This is a genomic window from Planktothrix tepida PCC 9214 (genome assembly GCF_900009145.1).
Classification (GTDB): Bacteria; Cyanobacteriota; Cyanobacteriia; order Cyanobacteriales; family Microcoleaceae; genus Planktothrix; species Planktothrix tepida.
Genome location: NZ_LN889802.1, coordinates 77,729 through 90,880 on the forward strand (window position 1 = coordinate 77,729; position 13,152 = coordinate 90,880).

The following is a 13,152-nucleotide window of genomic DNA, read 5'->3' on the forward strand; positions in this document are numbered from 1 at the left end:
CTCTACTAGATCTGAAACCTGTCCCATTATTTTTTCCGTCTTTTGATCGCTTTTTTAACTAAAATTGGAATTTCTGAAGGACGTTCTGCAACGAGAACTTCTGCCGTTTTAAAAGCCGCAATTTTACTTTCAACAGTGCCTGCATCTACCATATTACTGACAACTTTTGAAGTCATTAATAAACTAGCATGACCTAAAAGTTTAGTCGCTGGAGCGTGTAACCCGGCAATATAAGCAACAACGGGTTTATCAATGGCTTCGGCGATATAAGAAGCGGCTTCTTCTTCGCTAGTTCCCCCCATTTCTCCTACTAAGACAATCACCTCTGTATTTTCATCTTCATCTAAAATTTCTAACCATTGTAAAAAAGAAGAACCTACAATAAAATCACTCCCAATACTGACCGCCACCGATTGACCTAATCCCGCTTGGGTTAATTCTGCCGCTACTTCATAAGTTAAGGTACTACTTCGACTTAATAATCCCACATTTCCCGGTTTATAAAATTCACTTGGATGGGTTCCTAATAACAATTGATCTGGAATAATAATTCCTGAACAATTAGGGCCAACGACTAAGGTTTCTGTAGCTTCCGCTTTGCGGACTAAATGTACCATATCTAAAGGGGGCATTCCTTCAGTAACAATAATTAACTGACGAATTCCCGCCGCCATTGCTTCTAAAGCCGCATCTAAAACATGATAAGGATGAACAAAAATCACACTAATATCGATATCTCCGACACTGGCAATCGCTTGTTCAACTAAATCAAAAACTGGTATTTCATTTAACTCCTGCCCTCCCTGACCCGGACTGACACAGGCGACAATCTGAGTCCCGTAGGTTTTCATTTGCATAACCGCTTGGGTTAAGGAGGGCGAGATCGTTGTACCCTGTACGATCACTTTACTATCAGGAGTTAAATTCATATTTGATCATCCAAATTCGGGGGAAGTTTTACAAGGGTGAGTTACAAACTATTTTGCTAAATTAATCGCTGCCACTACAGCTAAATCTAACCGATCAAATAAATTTACAGGTAAATCAGCAAACTGTTCTCGACAGGATTCGGGTTCAATTCCAGCTAACCGAAACACAAATTGAGGTAAATTAGTTGTTCGAGCTTTGCGTTTTAAATACCCGGCAATTTCCACTAAGAGCGGGAAACGAATCGTAGGTTGAACCCAGAAATTTGCAATCACAACCTTAACCTGTTTGGATTGGGTTACTAAATCAATTCCCCGATATAATCGTTGGCGAAAATCTTCTGTAATTTCATAATGATCTGCCCCGCCTAAATTCAGAAAATTTGCAGGTTTACCAGAGGATTGCATGACTAAATCTAAGGTTGCCATGGTTAACCCAGCACCATTACATAAAATCCCCATATTACCTTCTAATTCAACTAAATTCAGTTGGGGATGAAACAATTCATCGGTAATTTTCGGTAGGGAAACCGCATGATAAGTTTGTTGGGCTTTCAAAAGCAAAATCAAGTCTTCATGTCGTCCCAAGGCACCACTATTGGCAATGACTTTGCCATCTAGTGCCATAACTTCACCCGTCGGACTAATGCCTAACGGATTAATTTCAACGAGATCTAAATCTTTCTCAACAAATAGACGATACATTTTTTCAACAATGGTACTCACCGAGAGAATTAAATCTCCCTCTAATCCCATTTTCAACATTAATCGTCGAGCATAAAACGAGGAAAAATCCTGATCGACAATCACTTGCTGAATTTTGGAAAGGGTGGCTTCTACATTCACCCCTCCCTGTTGCGATCCCAATAACACCGGACGCCGTGATCCCGGATCTAAGGTAACGGCTAAATATAATTCCCGGTCTGCATCATATTTGGCTTCGGCTAAGAGGACTTGGGGACATTCACCGCGAATGGGTAAATTAAAAATCATTTGGGCGGCGGCGACCGCATCAATGGTATTTTCCACAAACCGAATGCCTCCGGCTTTTCCCCTTCCTCCCGCCCGGACTTGGGATTTAAGCACCACCGGATAGGGGATGGTCAAACCCTTCAAATCCTGAGCTTGATCAATCCGTTGTGAAGGTAAAACCGGAATCGCCATTTGACGAAATAACGTTTTAGCTTGATACTCTAGCAAATCCATGCACAATTCCTCATTCAGGGGTTAGGGTTCCTTGATGAACGGTCTTGACCCACTTCAGTTGTTTGGGACGAATCGAAATCCGAGCCGTTGTACTCCCCACCACTAATAACCAGTGAAGCATATAGACCGTACCCCGAACGGTATCAATCCACAGGGTTAAGGGTTCGGGGAGGCGCAACCCTAGACTCTGAGCCAAAGCCGGTTGAGGCGAGGTCACGTTTGTTGACTCTGGGGAAGTCAATTCTCCGGTTTTCCTGAGTTGACCATTGGTTTTGACTTTTAGGGGTTTGGTTTGGCGAATTCGTTGTAAGCCCAGAAACATTCCCAATAAAGACAGGGTGACGGTAAAACAAGTTAAGGGTGTTGTTAAGGGTAAACGGCGTTGAATTAAAGACAGTACCAAATCGGGAACCGCCGCCGTCGGTAAGATATATTGAGTAATCCAAAAACCCAGCAAATCGATGGTTTTTGAAGTTCCCATGCGATTACGGAGAATTAAACGCCAATAATCTAAATAGCGTTGATACCCTCCTTCTGCCCAACGATTGCGTTGATGCCATAAGGCTTTAAAATGGGTAACTCCTTCTTCATTTACCGGAGGAAAGGACAAACATTCAATGTCCCATTGATCCAAATGCAATCGAATCGTTAAATCTAAATCATCGGTAATGGTTTCTTCATTCCAACCCCCACAACTTAACAAAGCCTGACGTCGGACAAACTGCCCATTTCCCCGCAGTTCTCCAATGCCACCAATGGTAATTCGTTGTTCTTGAAAATAAGCATCTAAAGCCATCTCTGCGGCTTGAGAACGAGTCCAAAAATTTTCCGAGGCATTGGCTATGGCTTTTCGCACTTGGACAGCCCCCACCTGTTCCGCATTGAAGAGAGGAACAACGTGGTGTAACATATCCGGTGCGATTTGAGCATCGGCATCAAAAACTCCGATAATATCGCCTTGAGTTAAGGGTAAAACTTTATTTAAAGCCCCTGATTTCCCACCCGTAGCATTTCCTGAACGCCGTAATACCTTGAGTTGAGGATAGTCTGGGGCGAGTTTTTCCAGAACAACCGAGGTTTGATCGCTGCTATTATCGTCAACGACCCAGAGTTCATAGCAATCACTGGGATAATCTAAGCTACAGAGATTTTTAACCAAACGACCAATGACGGCTTCTTCATTTTTAGCGGCGACTAATAACGAAATATAAGGCCAATTTTGTTGGGGTTGTTCCGGTAAACTTTCGTCTAGGGAGCGGGTTTTGGCTAAAAAAATTCTTAAGGCATGAATGGATAATAAACCCGTTAAACCGAGGATAAATCCCATTCCCCAAGAAACAAAATGTAGAATAATGATTCCACCCCAAATTAAGCTAAGGGCAACGGCCGCTTTCTGTCTACGACCTTGATACCACTGGGAGCAAACCTTGAAGTTTGACTCTTTGGGGGAAAAACTCGTGCCAGCGTGTGGAGTAGCGACATTTACCGAGGGATAAACCATTGAGGCTCCATTCCCACTGACCCCACTATCCTGCTGATTCCGTTGAGATTTCCAAGCCGGAGATGAATCAGGATAGTCTTGATCACTGGTTAGCGCTTTTACATCACCGTTGCATAAGCTGTCAGCATCCTTTTCTGGCCAAGACTGTTTTGGCATAGATAATCTGATTTAACCCTCAATATTCGTCCAATCTGCTATCTAGTATCCAATATTGTGGCACTTCTTCGCGGTTCAAGGCAGATTAACTGTTGAGAGCATTTTATGGGTGATGCTGGAATCATGGCTAGGTTTGGGATCTCAGATAGAAACCGAACCCTAAATCGAGTTCTATGCAGGCAAACGAGATGAAATAGCGCTGCTCCTCTTCAACAAATGGGCTGCTGACCCGGTTTAACGGCATGAATATTTTCACTTCCTGATTGAGGCCAACCCCGTCGATCTCCGGCTTCTCCAGGTTGTCCCCAACCTAATTGTAATAACATCTCTAAAAAACTAGATTTTTCCCATTTCCAAATACAAGCCCATTCCGTGCGTTGAACAATAGCATCTACTTCTTCAACACAAATTTGGCGATAATCTTTACCACTATTTAAACTTAAATATAAATCCATTCCCGCCGTTACCTCATGCCAAAATTTTAAAACTCGAATTTTTGCCGTTTTTAACTGTTCAAAATCACAAGGTAAGGCGATTAATTGTTCATTCACAAAGGGAAACTGTAGGGTTTTTCCCTTAACGGTAATTTCTCGCTCCAGAACCCCAGAAACTTGATTCTCTTTTTGGTACTGGTGAATGGTGGCTTTAAAATTTTGATAGGCTGTAAACTTTTGAATTCCCTCCGGCTTCAAAAAACAATCAATGACTGGATTTCCGACGGCAGGCGTTGCCTTTAAATTCAAACGCTCCCCTTTCAGACAAGCCTCGCGCTCCTCATTTAAGATGTGGATCAGTTCCTCTGTGCTATAGATTTTTGACATCAGAAACGTCCTAACTTGCCAGTATTTATCAGATGGGTTTGTGATTAGACGACATGGTAGTGCATCAATCTCAGGGATGTCAAGGAACTGATCCGGGGTTGAATCACATCTGGGTGCAGTTATTGATCAGAACTCAGTTTAGATTTTAACAGGTTCAGTCGATCTAAACTCAGATTGATTTTCACTTCTATTAACTGTTGATGATCTCGTAATAAAATCATACCATTTTTACCGACTGCTAAATCTGGATCAGTTAATTCAATCAGTTTATAGGGCAGTTTATAGCGTTCCACTCGAATCACAATTTGTTGTTGAGATTCAGGAAAAATATACAATCGTTTTTGTTGTACATCCAATTCTAATTTATGGGGGGTAATACTTCGTTCTTGAGGTTGTTGGGGTTTAAACCAATAAAGTGTAGCACCCCGAACTTGTGGGGTCTTAATGGTAAAGATTTCATCAAATTGTTGGGGTTCCCAGTCTAAATGGATGAGATCTCCATCGGTCGGGAGTAACCGTTGTTGCCAATGAATTTCCTGATCTTGTAAGGATGCCCACCACTGACGAATGGTATCGAGATGGGTTGCATTATCAGGGTTACTACTGCCATACTGCCAAAGGGTTGTCATTGTTTTTGACTCAATTCTATTTTCTTTAACTCTAACGTTTTAACTACAATTAGCGAGTATGGATTTACCGATTGTTTTTCATCCTGATTATGTTGTTCCGTTACCGCCAGAACATCGGTTTCCGATGGCTAAGTTTCGTTTATTATATGAGTTATTATTGCGGGATGGAGTGACAGACATTTCTCAAGTTCATACCCCAGAATTACCGCCTCAAGACTGGATTGAATGGGTGCATGATAAAGATTATGTAGAGGGGTATTGTCAGGGAACTCTTGAGCCTAAAGCACAACGTCGCATCGGTTTACCTTGGAGTCCGGCTTTAGCAAGGCGAACTTGTATTGCCGTGGGCGGGTCAATTTTAACTGCAAAATTAGCGTTATCTCAGGGTTTAGCGTGTAATACGGCCGGAGGAACTCATCATGCGTTTCCCAGTTTTGGATCGGGATTTTGTATTTTTAATGATATGGCGATCGCTACTCGTGTGGTACAAGAGTTAGGACTGGCTAAAACAATATTAATTCTGGATTTGGATGTACATCAAGGAGATGCAACGGCCGTTATTTTCCAAAATGATCCGAATGTATTTACTTTTTCGATGCACTGTGAGGCGAATTTTCCGGCTAAAAAACAAATCAGTGATTTAGATGTTCCCTTACCTATCGGTATGGAAGATGAGGAATATTTACAAACTTTAGCTGATTATTTACCGGATATATTATCTCAAGTGAAACCCGATTTAGTCTTTTATGATGCAGGCGTTGACCCCCATTGTGAGGATCGATTAGGAAAATTAGCTTTAACTGATACGGGGCTTTGGCGACGAGAAATGCAAGTTTTAAGCACTTGTGTTAGTCTAGGTTATCCGGTTGCTGGAATCATTGGTGGAGGTTATTCCGATGATTTAGAAGCATTAGTTTATCGCCATTCTTTACTGCATCGCGCTGCTTCCCAAGTTTATCATCAATATCGTCTTTAATCGAATAAAAGCTTTAGTATTCAATCAAAAACCCACAAAAATTATTTAAAATAAAACAATGATTTTCGACGTTAAAACTCTAAATATATTCAAAAATTAGCTCAAATTGTTGTTTTCATTAAATTTTCTCATTCTGATTTAATCAATCTATTTAATTTAGCCTAAAATAACGCAATATCCCGGCTTGAAGATACTCTTGTTTCCATCGGCTGTCATTATTAACTTTAAAGATAGACTTACAACTTCCCCTGGGGTAGTTTAAACTAAAGAATATGTCCCCTAAATTCCCGTCCCAACGGTTCCGAAGTGACAATGATCACAACTCAATCTAATTCTATTGTTTCAAGTACGATTGTTATTCTATCCATTCCGATTCTGGTTGGCATCTTTACACCAGAAGTCTTTCAAACCCTATTTAATGGGTCTGGTTTTATTCCTCATGGTCATTGTTATTTATGGAAACCCGGACTGGTCTGGATGCACGTCAGTTCTGATGTTCTGATTGCTTTAGCTTATTTTTCCATTTCTGTCACATTGGTTTATTTTGTTCATAAATCTCGTCGAGAAATTCCCTTCCATTGGATGTTCTTAGCGTTTGGAGCCTTTATTATTGCCTGTGGAATGACTCATCTGATGGAGGTCTGGACACTCTGGCATCCGATGTATTGGTTAGCGGGAGTCATTAAAGTTATTACAGCCTTTGTTTCAGTGGTAACGGCGTTAGCATTACCGCCTTTAGTTCCCGAAGCTTTAGCTTTAATTGAATCGGCTCATTTATCAGAACAACGGCATCAAAATTTAAAATCTGCTAATCAAAAATTAGAAACGCTTTATGATCAACTCAAGGAATTAGATCACCTCAAAACACAATTTTTTGCCAATATGAGCCATGAACTTCGGACTCCTTTGGCATTAATTTTGGGGCCAGCAGAACAGTTATTAGCTTCACCCGAACTTCCTCAACAACACCATAAAGATATCCAAATTATTGAACGTAATGCGCGTTTATTACTCAAACAAGTGAATGACCTGCTAGATGTCTCTAAATTAGCAGAAGGTCAAATGGAGCTTCACTATAGCTCGGTGGATATTGCCCATCTGGTGCAAGTGATGGCCGCAAATTTTGACGGATTCGCCCAGGAACAAAATATTGATTTCACGGTAGATACGCCAGAATGTGTTCTAGCAGAAATCGATGTGGAAAAAATGGAACGTATTTTATTAAATTTACTTTCAAATGCCTTTAAATTTACGCCAAAGGGGGGGAAAGTTTACTGCGGTTTATCTGTGTCTGAAAAAACAGATTCTCCTTGGGGAATTATACAAGTGCAAGATAGTGGAATTGGGATTGCGCCTGAACTTCGGGAGGAAATTTTTGAACGGTTTCGTCAAGTAGATACGGGGTTAGCTCGACAGTTTGGAGGAACGGGATTAGGATTAGCCATTGTTAAAGAATTTGTGGAACTTCAAGGCGGTTTTGTTACGGTTAAGGATGCACCAGAGGACGGAGCATTATTTTGGGTAGAATTTCCGTTAAGAATGATCTCTGAGACTGAAGTTGAGTCTTTAACTACTACCAATATTAACCAGAATTCCCCCATTTGGAGTGAAAAGAAAATTCAACCTTGGTTAGATGAACTGCGAACCTTAATCCCTAATGAGTCCTTATCTCAAAAAATTTCTCAACCGGAAAAACCGTTAGTTTTGGTAGTCGAAGATAATCCAACGATGAGTCAATTTGTCTGTACGACTTTAGCATTAGACTATAATACAGCTACTGCTAATAATGGAGAAACAGGTTTACAGCAAGCCCTCGCCCTACATCCTGATTTAATTATTAGTGATATTATGATGCCTGGAATGAGTGGGGATGAACTGGTACATCAAATCCGAACTTATCCAGAACTAAATATGATTCCGATTGTGATGTTAACGGCTAAAGTGGATGATGAATCACGGGTACAATTATTACGAGAAGGCGCACAAGATTATTTAATGAAACCCTTTTCGGTAGAGGAATTAAGAGCCAGGGTTAGTAACTGGATTATCATTAAGCGAACCAGAGAGTTATTACAGCAAGAATTAGCGACTCAAAGTGTAGATTTAGAAACCTTAGCTCAGGAATTAGCGTTAAGAAAACGAGAATTACAAATTGCTTTAAAAGGACTCCAACAACAAACAGAAGAATTGACACAAGCTAATCAATTAAAGAATGAATTTTTAGCAATCGTTTCCCATGAATTAAGGACTCCTTTAAATGTTATTTTAGGTTGGTTATATCTTTTGCGTACCCGTTCTTTAACTCCTGAACGTTCCCAAGCCGCCTTAGAAACGATGGAACGTAACGCTAAGGCTTTGACGAAGTTAATTGAGAATTTATTAGATATTTCTAATTTATTACAAGGCAAAACTAAAATTAATTTAATGTCTGTTAAGTTACAAGCGGTGATTGAATCTGTATTAAAAAACTTTGAATCTGTCGCAATTACCAAAGGAATTAATTTGCAAGTACAAGTGGATGAATCCGTTAGTAATGTCATTGGAGATCCAGAACGATTACAACAAATTGTAGAACATCTTTTAGATAATGCGATTAAGTTTACCCCTCAAGGGGGACAGGTTAAGATTAGTTTAACAACAAATTCAACTCAAGCTTTTATTCAAGTTCAAGATACAGGTCAAGGCATCCCAGAAGAATCCTTACCTTCTATTTTTGAATCCTTTCGACAAGCTGATAGTTCAATTACTCGACAACATGGAGGATTAGGATTAGGATTAGCTATTGTTAAACAGTTAGTCAAATTGCAGCACGGAAGCGTTCAAGCTGAAAGTGCAGGGGAAGGAAAAGGATCAACTTTTACGGTTACTTTACCCTTGAGAAAATCATCTTATTTCGCTGCTCTTAATTCTAACAATTAAATGAATCAAAATTAGGCTATCTTCTGAATACAGTTTTGCAAAAAAACAGGTTTTAATTATGATTTTACATCGCTTAGAACAATATACTATTAAACGTCCACAAGAAGTTTTAATTGTTAAAATTGAAATTGAGGGAGACGCGGATGAAATTGCTATTTTCAAAGGATTTTCCAGTTCGTTAATGCGTCCTACTGCTTTTGATCCTGATGTTCCAGTTCTTCCTAATACTGCTAAAATTATTGAAATTGATCGCTTATTAAGCCCTTATAATCCCACCGAACCCCGTTATATTCAACAGGGATTAACTTGGGAAATGATGCAGGAATTATTAACAGAATTGGGACTATAGCAAAACTAAATTCGTCGTAATATTTTATTGTAGGGGGTTAGATCTTCCATTGCTATTTGTAGAGAATATGATAAAATCAAATCACTTGTATTATCCCATCCTTAAACCAGTTCTCAGCCATGAGCCAATGTCTTAACCCTGATTGCCTCCAACCCAACCCAAAAACCACAATTTTTTGTCAAAAATGTGGTTCTAAATTACTGTTAAAGGAACGATATCGAGCGTTAAAAATATTAGGTCAAGGGGGGTTTGGTCGAACGTTTCAAGCAGTAGATGAAAATAAACCTTCTCAACCCTATTGTGTAATTAAACAATTTTTACCCCAAGCCCAAGACACGAATAATCAACAAAAAGCCGAAGAACTATTTAAACAAGAAGCCATACAATTAGAACGTTTAGGAAAACATAATCAAATTCCTGAATTATTCGCCTATTTTATCCAAGATCATCGTCACTATCTTATTCAAGAATATATTGAAGGACAAAATTTATTACAAGAATTAAATCAAAATGGGGCATTTTCAGAAACTAAAACCATTAATCTGTTAGGAGATTTATTACCTATTTTAGCATTTATCCATCAACAACAAGTAATTCATCGAGATATTAAACCGGAAAATATTATTAGAAGACAGGGGGATAATAAATTAGTTTTAGTGGATTTTGGAGCGGCTAAAACTGCTACCCACACTGCGTTAGTGGTGACAGGAACAGTGATTGGTTCTGCCCAATATGTGGCACCCGAACAAGCAATGGGAAAATCGACTTTTGCCAGTGATTTATATAGTTTAGGGGTAATGTGTATTCATTTATTAACGAATATTGAACCGTTTGATTTATTTGATGTCAGTGAAAGTGAGTGGGTGTGGCGAGATTATTTAACGGTTAAAGTTAATGATCGTTTGGGTCAAGTATTAGATAAACTACTACAACAGGCAACTAAAAAACGCTTTCAAACCGCCCAAGAAGTATTAGCTGCTTTACAATTAACTATTAAACCGACACCCCAAGCGACACCCCAAACTGATATAGAATTAAAGTCAGCTAGAGGTGTTAATTATGGTCAATTAGAACAACTTTTGAAAGCGGGAAACTGGAAAGAAGCTGACCGAGAAACTGCTAATAAAATGTTAGAAGTGGCGGGAATAAAAAACCAGGGATGGTTAAGGGAAGAAGATATTGATAATTTTCCCTGTGAGGATTTACGCACCATTGACCAACTTTGGGTAAAATACAGCAATGGTCGCTTCGGCTTTTCGGTACAGAAGCGCATCTATCAAAGTCTGGGAGGAACCCGGAGTTATGATAGCAAAATTTGGGAAGCGTTTGCTGATCAGGTGGGTTGGCGTGTGAAGGGAGATTGGTTGTATTATGATTATCTAAAATTTAATCAGACAGCACAAACTGGCCACCTCCCGTTATTACGTTGCGGGGTAAGGAGGATGTTAGGTGTTGGGGGGGGGTTTGGAGGTTCTCTTCTCTCGCGTCGAGACTTGTAGACTGTAATATATAAGGCTTACAGATTTTCGTAAAGATTTATGACATCAACATTTTCCTCGAAGTCATACGGGTTGCGGGTTTCCGATAGGGTCAGAAACCGGGTTTCTTAATTGAGCTTTTTGTTAGTAACAAAGGTTAAGGTAGAAACCCGGTTTCTTGGAGGCGTGGGTGGGGCTCAGAAACCGGGTTTCTTAAGTTATCTTTCTGTTAATAGCAAAGGTTAAGGCAGAAACCCGGTTTCTTGGAGGGGTGGGCGTGGGTGATGCCTGTTCGATATAATTAAGTTAAAGGAAAAGAAAAGGAGGTGAAACAATCGTACATAAGTTCTCTGGCCAAAAAGTATGTGACATTTTAAAACTAAAAAAAGGCAGTATCAAACAAGCACAACTTCCACAAGGATCGCCTAGCTGGGAAGAATTTAGTGAGATGACATGGGAAGAAATAGAAAAAGGAGTTGCTGAAAACTCTCCGGGTTTTAAAGTTGTTCGCAAATTATTAAGTGATCGGAGGTTTGATAAATGAAAAATGATATTTTTGATCAGTTTCTTGGTTTCTTACAAAATTTAGATCAACAAGAAATTAGCTATTCTCTAGCTCATCATCGGGATGAGGCGATTATGGTGAGTGTTGCGCTTCCTGGGGAGCGTTGGGAAGTTGAATTTTTGAATGATGGATCTGTCGAGATTGAAAGATTTATTAGTCAAGGCGAAATATCTGGAGAAGAAGCTTTAAACGAATTATTTTCTCGATATTCAGATCCAGAGGATGTTTCTATTGAGACTAATTCAAATCCTAACTTGATATCTACGTTCTTAATTCCCAATAATGTCCAATAATTCCCAATTTCCCGATGAACAAATCTATCAACAAATTGCTCAAATTATTCAAAAATACAAATTGTTAGAATGTGCGGAGTGTGCTGCTGCTATCAAAAACTGGTTAAAGGCGAATCAAATTAATGGTATCCATCTGAAAATAAAACTCGTAGGTCGGGGATTATTTATTGTTAGTAAGCGTTGGGATAATGGTCAAACATCAATTACCCAAAATGGAACGCACTATGGTATTGAAGCAAGAGGTAAAGTCTTTGATAACCTATCTACTTTCGGATTAACTAGAGAAGAATGGATAGTAGACTTTGACTGTCCAAGTGGAAAGTTTATAATAGAAGAAATTGAAAAGTTTTAACTATAATATTTCTGGAGAAATAAAGATGACAAACCTCTATGACTTACTCGAACAAATTAAACAAAAACCAGGAATGTATATTGGGAACCCTAATATTAATAATTTATTGATGTTTTTGTGTGGTTATCAATACGCCTGTGAAGCGATGGAACTTCCTGAAACTCAACAAGAAATAGAATTTGCACAATTTCAGCCTTGGCTACAAGCTAAATTTGGAGTCAATACTTCCGCATCTTGGGCTAGAATTATTTTATTGTATTCTAGTGATGAAGCCGACGCTTTTAAAAATTTCTTTGATTTATTATCAGAGTTTAGAAATCAGCAACATGATTCAGAAACAATTAAAAAAGAGTCTTTATCTTTAAAGGTTTAAATTACTGGTGAGGGTCAGAAACCGGGTTTCTTAAGTTATCTTTCTGTTAATAGCAAAGGTTAAGGGAGAAACCCGGTTTCTTGGAGGTGGGTGAGAGTCAGAAACCGGGTTTGTTAAGTTATCTTTCTGTTAATAGCAAAGGTTAGGGCAGAAACCCGGTTTCTTGTTTGTTACTCGACGCTACCACCCGCCGCTTGTAACCTTGCTCTGGCTCTTTTTACTCTTTTTTTGGCTTTAATTTTGCCTTCTTCAGAACCACTACTTTCAGCCGCTTCTAAATCAGCTTGAGCTTTGGTATAAGCAGTCCGAGCATCCTCTAAATTAATAGAGTCACCGCGCTCGGCACCATTCACTAAAATTGTGACTTCATTGGCTTCAACTTCAGCAAACCCACCCATTAAAGCAATAGGAGTCCATTGGTTTTTTAACCGAACCCGCAGTACCCCGGTATCTAAAGCCGTTAATAGGGGGGCGTGACCTGTCAGAATACCCAGTTGTCCTGTGGTACTCGGAAGAATCACCTCATCGGCAGTTTCATCCCAGACCGTCCGATCTGGAGCGATTACACGCACAGTTAATGTCATTTGTCAAGAGGTAAAAAAATATTG

13 protein-coding genes are annotated in these 13,152 nt (G+C 39.5%); 7 read left to right on the forward strand and 6 right to left on the reverse strand.

Annotation, left to right across the window (positions count from 1 at the left end):
* Positions 1-26: 26 nt before the first annotated feature.
* The 5 genes from PL9214_RS14550 to PL9214_RS14570 form a co-directional block, all read right to left on the reverse strand.
* Complete coding sequence (locus tag PL9214_RS14550; protein WP_072719528.1) at positions 27-929, reverse strand: succinate--CoA ligase subunit alpha; 903 nt, start codon at positions 927-929, stop codon at positions 27-29.
* Between the two features lie 48 nt (positions 930-977).
* Positions 978-2,132: an ATP-grasp domain-containing protein gene (locus tag PL9214_RS14555; RefSeq protein ID WP_072719529.1), complete on the reverse strand. Its 1,155-nt coding sequence runs from the start codon at positions 2,130-2,132 to the stop codon at positions 978-980.
* Positions 2,133-2,142: 10 nt separating this feature from the next.
* The gene (locus tag PL9214_RS14560) at positions 2,143-3,789 is read right to left on the reverse strand and encodes a glycosyltransferase family 2 protein (RefSeq protein WP_072719530.1); all 1,647 of its coding nucleotides are present in this window, start codon (positions 3,787-3,789) and stop codon (positions 2,143-2,145) included.
* Between the two features lie 209 nt (positions 3,790-3,998).
* Positions 3,999-4,610, reverse strand: coding sequence for a hypothetical protein (locus tag PL9214_RS14565; RefSeq protein WP_072719531.1), 612 nt, complete (start codon positions 4,608-4,610; stop codon positions 3,999-4,001).
* 119 nt (positions 4,611-4,729) lie between these two features.
* Positions 4,730-5,239 (reverse strand): hypothetical protein, encoded by a 510-nt coding sequence (locus PL9214_RS14570; protein WP_072719532.1) that lies wholly within the window; start codon positions 5,237-5,239, stop codon positions 4,730-4,732.
* A 58-nt stretch (positions 5,240-5,297) separates the two neighbouring features.
* Between PL9214_RS14570 and PL9214_RS14575 the strand changes: the two genes are divergently transcribed.
* The 7 genes from PL9214_RS14575 to PL9214_RS14605 all read left to right on the forward strand — a co-directional run bounded on the left by PL9214_RS14575 (position 5,298) and on the right by PL9214_RS14605 (position 12,544).
* Positions 5,298-6,215 carry a histone deacetylase family protein gene (locus tag PL9214_RS14575; protein ID WP_072719533.1) on the forward strand — a complete coding sequence of 306 codons (918 nt, stop codon included), beginning with the start codon at positions 5,298-5,300 and terminating at the stop codon, positions 6,213-6,215.
* 312 nt (positions 6,216-6,527) lie between these two features.
* On the forward strand, positions 6,528-9,134 hold the full coding sequence (locus PL9214_RS14580) for an ATP-binding protein (RefSeq protein ID WP_072719534.1): 2,607 nt from the start codon (positions 6,528-6,530) through the stop codon (positions 9,132-9,134).
* Positions 9,135-9,192: 58 nt separating this feature from the next.
* Entirely contained in the window at positions 9,193-9,483 is a 291-nt protein-coding gene (locus PL9214_RS14585; RefSeq protein WP_072719535.1) for a DUF7734 family protein, read from the forward strand.
* A 119-nt stretch (positions 9,484-9,602) separates the two neighbouring features.
* Positions 9,603-10,982, forward strand: a complete 1,380-nt coding sequence (locus PL9214_RS14590) for a GUN4 domain-containing protein (RefSeq protein ID WP_083580033.1) — start codon at positions 9,603-9,605, stop codon at positions 10,980-10,982.
* Between the two features lie 519 nt (positions 10,983-11,501).
* Positions 11,502-11,819, forward strand: a complete 318-nt coding sequence (locus tag PL9214_RS14595; RefSeq protein ID WP_072719536.1) for a hypothetical protein — start codon at positions 11,502-11,504, stop codon at positions 11,817-11,819.
* The gene (locus PL9214_RS14600; protein WP_072719537.1) at positions 11,809-12,171 is read left to right on the forward strand and encodes a papain fold toxin domain-containing protein; all 363 of its coding nucleotides are present in this window, start codon (positions 11,809-11,811) and stop codon (positions 12,169-12,171) included. Before PL9214_RS14595 ends, PL9214_RS14600 begins: the two co-directional genes overlap by 11 nt.
* A gap of 25 nt (positions 12,172-12,196) precedes the next feature.
* Entirely contained in the window at positions 12,197-12,544 is a 348-nt protein-coding gene (locus tag PL9214_RS14605; protein ID WP_072719538.1) for a hypothetical protein, read from the forward strand.
* A 170-nt stretch (positions 12,545-12,714) separates the two neighbouring features.
* On the opposite strand, the gene atpC is transcribed toward PL9214_RS14605, so the two are convergent.
* The gene (gene atpC, locus PL9214_RS14610; RefSeq protein ID WP_072719539.1) at positions 12,715-13,128 is read right to left on the reverse strand and encodes an ATP synthase F1 subunit epsilon; all 414 of its coding nucleotides are present in this window, start codon (positions 13,126-13,128) and stop codon (positions 12,715-12,717) included.
* Positions 13,129-13,152 lie beyond the last annotated feature (24 nt).

What these genes read in the sequence shown, in the direction of transcription:
- PL9214_RS14560 (WP_072719530.1), bottom strand. Translation starts at nt 3,789, where the DNA reads ATGCCAAAACAGTCTTGGCCAGAAAAGGATGCTGACAGCTTATGCAAC.
- PL9214_RS14555 (WP_072719529.1), bottom strand. Translation starts at nt 2,132, where the DNA reads ATGGATTTGCTAGAGTATCAAGCTAAAACGTTATTTCGTCAAATGGCG.
- PL9214_RS14570 (WP_072719532.1), bottom strand. Translation starts at nt 5,239, where the DNA reads ATGACAACCCTTTGGCAGTATGGCAGTAGTAACCCTGATAATGCAACC.
- PL9214_RS14600 (WP_072719537.1), top strand. Translation starts at nt 11,809, where the DNA reads ATGTCCAATAATTCCCAATTTCCCGATGAACAAATCTATCAACAAATT.
- PL9214_RS14565 (WP_072719531.1), bottom strand. Translation starts at nt 4,610, where the DNA reads ATGTCAAAAATCTATAGCACAGAGGAACTGATCCACATCTTAAATGAG.
- PL9214_RS14585 (WP_072719535.1), top strand. Translation starts at nt 9,193, where the DNA reads ATGATTTTACATCGCTTAGAACAATATACTATTAAACGTCCACAAGAA.
- PL9214_RS14590 (WP_083580033.1), top strand. Translation starts at nt 9,603, where the DNA reads ATGAGCCAATGTCTTAACCCTGATTGCCTCCAACCCAACCCAAAAACC.
- atpC (WP_072719539.1), bottom strand. Translation starts at nt 13,128, where the DNA reads ATGACATTAACTGTGCGTGTAATCGCTCCAGATCGGACGGTCTGGGAT.
- PL9214_RS14605 (WP_072719538.1), top strand. Translation starts at nt 12,197, where the DNA reads ATGACAAACCTCTATGACTTACTCGAACAAATTAAACAAAAACCAGGA.
- PL9214_RS14580 (WP_072719534.1), top strand. Translation starts at nt 6,528, where the DNA reads ATGATCACAACTCAATCTAATTCTATTGTTTCAAGTACGATTGTTATT.
- PL9214_RS14575 (WP_072719533.1), top strand. Translation starts at nt 5,298, where the DNA reads ATGGATTTACCGATTGTTTTTCATCCTGATTATGTTGTTCCGTTACCG.
- PL9214_RS14595 (WP_072719536.1), top strand. Translation starts at nt 11,502, where the DNA reads ATGAAAAATGATATTTTTGATCAGTTTCTTGGTTTCTTACAAAATTTA.
- PL9214_RS14550 (WP_072719528.1), bottom strand. Translation starts at nt 929, where the DNA reads ATGAATTTAACTCCTGATAGTAAAGTGATCGTACAGGGTACAACGATC.